The following is a 5724-nucleotide window of genomic DNA, read 5'->3' on the forward strand; positions in this document are numbered from 1 at the left end:
CCCGATCTCAGAATCTACCTGCTGGATGAGTCCGGCCAACCCGTGCCGCTCGGCGCCGTCGGCGAACTGTACGTCGGTGGCGCGGGCGTCGCGCGCGGCTATCTGAACCGGCCCGCCCTGAACGCCGAACGCTTCCTCGACGACCCCTTCGCCGAACAGCCCGGTGCACGCATGTACCGCACCGGCGATCGGGCACGCTACCTGCCCGACGGCAATCTGGTCTTCCTCGGCCGTAGCGACGATCAGCTCAAGATCCGCGGTTTCCGCATCGAGCCCGGTGAAATCGAAGCCCGGCTGCGCGACCATCCGGCCGTCCGGGATGCCTGCGTCCTCGCTCGCGGCCACGACGCCGACCTGCGGCTGGTCGCCTATGTCGTGGCGCAGCCCGACCCGCAACTCGCCGCCGACCTGCACGCATTCCTCAGTCAACGTCTGCCCGACTACATGGTGCCCGCCGCCTTCGTCCAACTCGATAGCTTGCCTTTGACCGCCAACGGCAAGCTCGATCGCCGCGCGTTGCCCGCACCCGATGACGAAGCCTTTGCCCGACGCGTGTATGAGGCACCCCAAGGCGAGATCGAAACCGCCCTCGCGGCAATCTGGTCCGACCTGCTCGGTGTCGAACGCATCAGCCGCCACGACTCGTTCTTCGCCCTCGGCGGACATTCCCTGCTCGCCGTGCGCCTGATCGAACGCGTGCGTCGTCTCGGCCTCGGTCTGGCAATTCGCGATCTGTTCCAGTCACCCAGCCTCAGCGGACTGGCTCAGAGCCTGGGCCAACACCGGGAGATCAGCGTTCCGCCCAACCTGCTCGGCCCGGACACCACCGTCCTCACCCCCGATCTGTTACCGCTGATCGACCTCAGCCAAGACGAGATCGATCGAATCGTGGACCAGGTCCCGGGCGGCCTGGCCAATCTCCAGGACATCTATGCGCTCTCGCCGTTGCAGGACGGCATCCTGTTCCACCATCTGCTGACCACCGAGGGCGATCCGTATCTGCTGGTCGGCCAGCTCGCCTTCGCGGATCGAGACCGGCTGGACCGCTACCTCGGCGCGCTCCAGCAGGTCGTCGACCGGCATGACATTCTGCGCACGGCCTTCGTCTGGGAGGGGCTGTCGCAGCCGGCGCAGGTGGTCTGGCGCCAGGCCCCGCTGTCGATGACCGAACTGGACCTGGATCCGGCCGCCGGCCCGCTCGCCCGGCAACTGATCGAGCGCTTCGATCCCCGTCACACGCGTCTGGACCTGACCCAAGCCCCGCTGATCCGCTTCGTGGCGGCCGAGGACAGCGATGGGCGCTGGCTGCTGCTGCAAGTGTGGCATCACCTGATCGGCGATCACGCCACGCTGGAGGTCATGCATACCGAAGTGCAGGCCTGCCTGGCCGGACAGGGCGCGACGTTGCCTGCGCCGCAGCCGTTCCGCAATCTGGTCGCTCAGGCCCGGCTGGGCATCAGCCAGGAAGAGCACGCCCGGTTCTTTACCCGCATGCTCGCGGATATCACCGAGCCGACGCTGCCGTTCGGCCTGGACGAGGTCCATCGTGACGGCAGTCAGGTGGAACAGGTGCACCGGATGCTGCCGCAGGCGCTGAACGACCGGTTGCGCGCACAGGCCAAGCGCCTCGAGGTCAGTCTCGCAAGCCTCTGTCATCTGGCGTGGGCGCAGGTACTGTCCCGCGCCAGCGGCCAGCAACAGGTGGTGTTCGGGACCGTGCTGTTCGGTCGGATGCAGGCAGGCGCCGGCGACGATCAGGCGATGGGCCTGTTCATCAACACACTGCCGGTGCGATTCGATCTGGATGGACGCGGTGTCGAGGCCGGCGTGCGGGACGCGCATGCCCGGCTGGCCGAGCTGCTGGCGCATGAACATGCGTCTCTGGCATTGGCGCAGCGCTGCAGCGGGGTGCCGGCGGGCGCACCGCTATTCAGTGCGTTGCTGAACTACCGGCACAATGCGATGCCCGCGAGCGAAGCGGCGCCCGCATCGGACATCGAATTCCTCGGCGGTCAGGAGCGAACCAATTATCCGATCACGCTCTCGGTGGAGGATTTCGGTCAGGCGCTGGGGCTGACGGTGCAATTGGTGCAGCCCCTGGATCCTGCGCGGATAGGCGGCTACATGGAGCAGGCGCTGGTCAGTCTCGCCGAGGCGCTCGAGCAGACTCCGGCGTTGCCGGTCCGGCAGATGGAGGTTCTGCCGCCGGAGGAACGGCATCTGTTGCTGAAGACGTGGAATGCGACGCAGGCGGCCTATCCGCAGGATCGATGTATCCATCAGCTGTTCGAGCAGCAGGCCGAACAGCGTCCGGACGCGATTGCGCTGGTGGTCGAGGGTCAGCAGTTGAGCTATGCCGAGCTGAATGCGCGGGCCAACCGACTCGCGCACCGGCTCATCGCGCTGGGTGTGACGCCGGACGCGCGGGTGGCGATCTGCGTCGAGCGCAGTCCGGCGATGGTGGTCGGTCTGCTGGCCATCCTCAAGGCCGGCGGCGCCTACGTCCCGCTCGACCCGGCCTATCCCGGCGCTCGGCTCGCCTACGTGCTCGACGACGCCGCGCCCGCGCTGCTGCTCGTCGACCGCGCGGGACGGCTGGCTCTGGACGATGCCCTGCCCGAACGCCTGAGCGTGATCGATCTCGACACGCCCCAGCCCGCCGAGTCCGCCTCGTCCGACATCGATCCGCTGGTGCCCGGCCTCACCGCCCGCCACCTCGCCTACGTGATCTACACGTCCGGGTCCACCGGCACCCCCAAGGGCGTGATGGTCGAACATCGCAACGTCGTCAATCTCGCCGAAGCGCTCGCGCGGACAGTGTTCGCGCCGGTCCCCGGCCAGGCGTCCGTCGGCCTGAACGCGAGCTACGCGTTCGATGCGTCGCTGCAGGGCATCGCCGCCCTGCTGTACGGCTGCAAGGTCACGCTGATCCCTGAAACGCTGCGGCGCGACGCCGGCGCCATGCAGGCCTTCCTCGCCTCCGGCGCGCTGGACGTGCTCGACTGCACCCCCACCCAGCTCGACATGCTGCTCGCCGCCGGGCTCGCCGACGCCACCGCCCCGCTCGGCCTCATGGTCGGCGGCGAAGCCATCAGCCCGTCCACCTGGCAAGCGCTGCTCGATGCGTCGCATCTGACCGTCTACAACGTCTACGGCCCCACCGAATGCACGGTCGACGCTACGCTCGCCGTGCTCGACGGCACCCAGTCGTTGCCCACCATCGGCCGGCCGATCGCCAACACCCGCGCCTATCTGCTCGACGAACACGGTGAGCCCGTGCCGCTCGGCGCGGTGGGCGAACTGTACGTCGGCGGCGCGGGGGTCGCACGCGGCTATCTGAACCGCCCCGACCTGAGCGCCGAACGCTTCCTCGACGACCCCTTCTCCGAGCAGCCCGGCGCGCGCATGTACCGCACCGGCGATCGGGCACGCTACCTGCCCGACGGCAATCTGGTCTTCCTCGGCCGTAGCGACGATCAGCTCAAGATCCGCGGTTTCCGGATCGAGCCCGGTGAAATCGAAGCCCGGCTGCGCGACCAGCCGGCCGTCCGGGACCCCTGCCTCCTCGCGCGCGGCCACGACGCCCACCTGCTGCTGGTCGCCAATGACGTGGCGCACCCCGAACCGCAACTCGCCGCCGACTTGCAGGCATTCCTCAGCCAGCGTCTGCCCGACTACATGGTGCCCGCCGCCTTCGTCCAACTCGATAGCTTGCCTTTGACCGCCAACGGCAAGCTCGACCGCAAGGCGCTCCCCGCGCCTTCCGACGAGGCTTTCGCTCACCAGCACTACGAAGCACCCCAAGGCGAGATCGAAACCGCCCTCGCGGCAATCTGGTCCGACCTGCTCGGCGTCGAACGCATCAGCCGTCACGACTCGTTCTTCGCCCTCGGCGGACACTCCCTGCTCGCCGTGCGCCTGATCAGCCGCATCGCCACCCTCGGCGCCCACCTCTCTCTCGCCTCCCTGTTTGCCTCGCCCTCGCTACTCACCCTGGCCGACGCCGTCAGCACCTGCCTGCGCGAAGGCGGCACCCTCCTGCCGCCCATCACCCCCGTGACCAGATCCGGCGGCCTGCCGCTCTCCTTNCTCCCTGCTCGCCGTGCGCCTGATCAGCCGCATCGCCACCCTCGGTGCCCATCTCTCTCTCGCCTCCCTGTTTGCCTCGCCCTCGCTACTCACCCTGGCCGACGCCGTCAGCACCTGCCTGCGCGAAGGCGGCACCCTCCTGCCGCCCATCACCCCCGTGACCAGATCCGGCGGCCTGCCGCTCTCCTTCGCCCAGCAACGACTCTGGTTCCTCTCCCAGCTCGACGGCGTCAGCGACATCTATCACATCCCGCTCGCCCTGCAACTGCACGGCACACTCGATGAAACCGCCTGGCAACACGCCCTGAACGCCTTGTTCGCACGCCACGAAGCGCTGCGCTCCCGATTCGTCACCGTCGACGGACAACCCGAAGTCCGCCTGCTCGCCCCCGACTCCGGCTTGCCCCTCGCCCGGCACGATCTGCGCGGCTTGCCCGACGCTCAGGCTCAGCTCGCTCGACTCAGCACCGAAGAAGCCGCCGCCCCCTTCGATCTGGCACACGGCCCCCTCATTCGCGCCCGCCTGATCCGGCTCGCTCAACAGGACTACGTCTTCCTCCTCACCCAGCATCACATCGTCTCCGATGGCTGGTCCTTCGGCGTGCTCCTGCCCGAACTGAGCACGCTCTACCGCGCAGCACGAGACGGGCAGGCCGATCCCCTGCCACCCCTCGACATCCAGTACCCCGACTACGCGGCCTGGCAGCGCCAGTGGCTCACCGAGGATCACCTGCACGCCCAGAGCGATTACTGGCGCACCACCCTCGCCGATGCCCCGGTGCGCATCGATCTGCCCACCGACCGACCCCGGCCGGCTCAGCAGTCCTTTGACGGCGCACACGTCCCGCTCCGCTTCGATGCCGAACTGACCCGGTCGCTCAAACGACTAAGCCAACAGCATGGCGCGACCCTGTTCATGACCGTGCTCGCCGCATGGGGCACCGTCCTCTCCCGTCTCTCCGGACAGCACGATCTGGTAATCGGCACGCCCAGCGCGAACCGCGGCCGACAGGAAGTGGAACCCCTCATCGGATTCTTCGTCAACACCCTCGCGCTGCGTCTCGATCTGTCGGAGGCGCCCAATACCGCCCAGTTGCTCGACCGCGTGCGCCGGGTGGCGCTGGGCGCGCAAGATCATCAGGATCTGCCGTTCGAACAAGTCGTGGAAATCGTGAATCCCCCGCGTCACCTGGATCACACCCCGCTGTTTCAGGTGATGTTCGCCTGGCAAAACCATGAAGTCGGCGCATGGCCGCTGCCCGGCATCGACGTGACCCTGGCCGAGTCCGCCTATGAAATGGCCAAGTTCGATCTGTCGCTGAGCCTGGCCGAACACGGCGACGAAATCGCAGGCAGTCTGGGCTATGCCACCGCCTTGTTCAATCGGGACACGATCGAGCGGCAGGTGGACTATCTGCGCGCCATGCTGCAAGCCATGGTCGAGCAAGCCGAACGGCCGGTCGCGACCGTGGAAATCCTGTCGCCGCAGGAACGGCATCTGTTGCTGAAGACGTGGAACGACACGCAGGCGGCCTATCCGCAGGATCAGTGCATCCACCAGCTGTTCGAACAGCAGGTCGAACAGCGTCCGGACGCCATTGCACTGGTGATCGAGGATCAGCAGCTGAGCTATGC

1 protein-coding gene and 1 pseudogene are annotated in these 5724 nt (G+C 67.6%); both read left to right on the forward strand.

Annotated features, from left to right (window positions below; translation table 11 throughout):
* A pseudogene (locus RZR99_RS31835) lies at nt 1–3999 on the forward strand (amino acid adenylation domain-containing protein); the annotation flags it as partial.
* A 247-nt stretch (nt 4000–4246) separates the two neighbouring features.
* On the forward strand, nt 4247–5724 hold a 1478-nt coding region (locus tag RZR99_RS31840), incomplete at its 3' end, for a condensation domain-containing protein (RefSeq protein WP_456061841.1).

The organism is Burkholderia alba, from assembly GCF_034721475.1.
Taxonomy (GTDB): Bacteria; Pseudomonadota; Gammaproteobacteria; order Burkholderiales; family Burkholderiaceae; genus Burkholderia; species Burkholderia alba.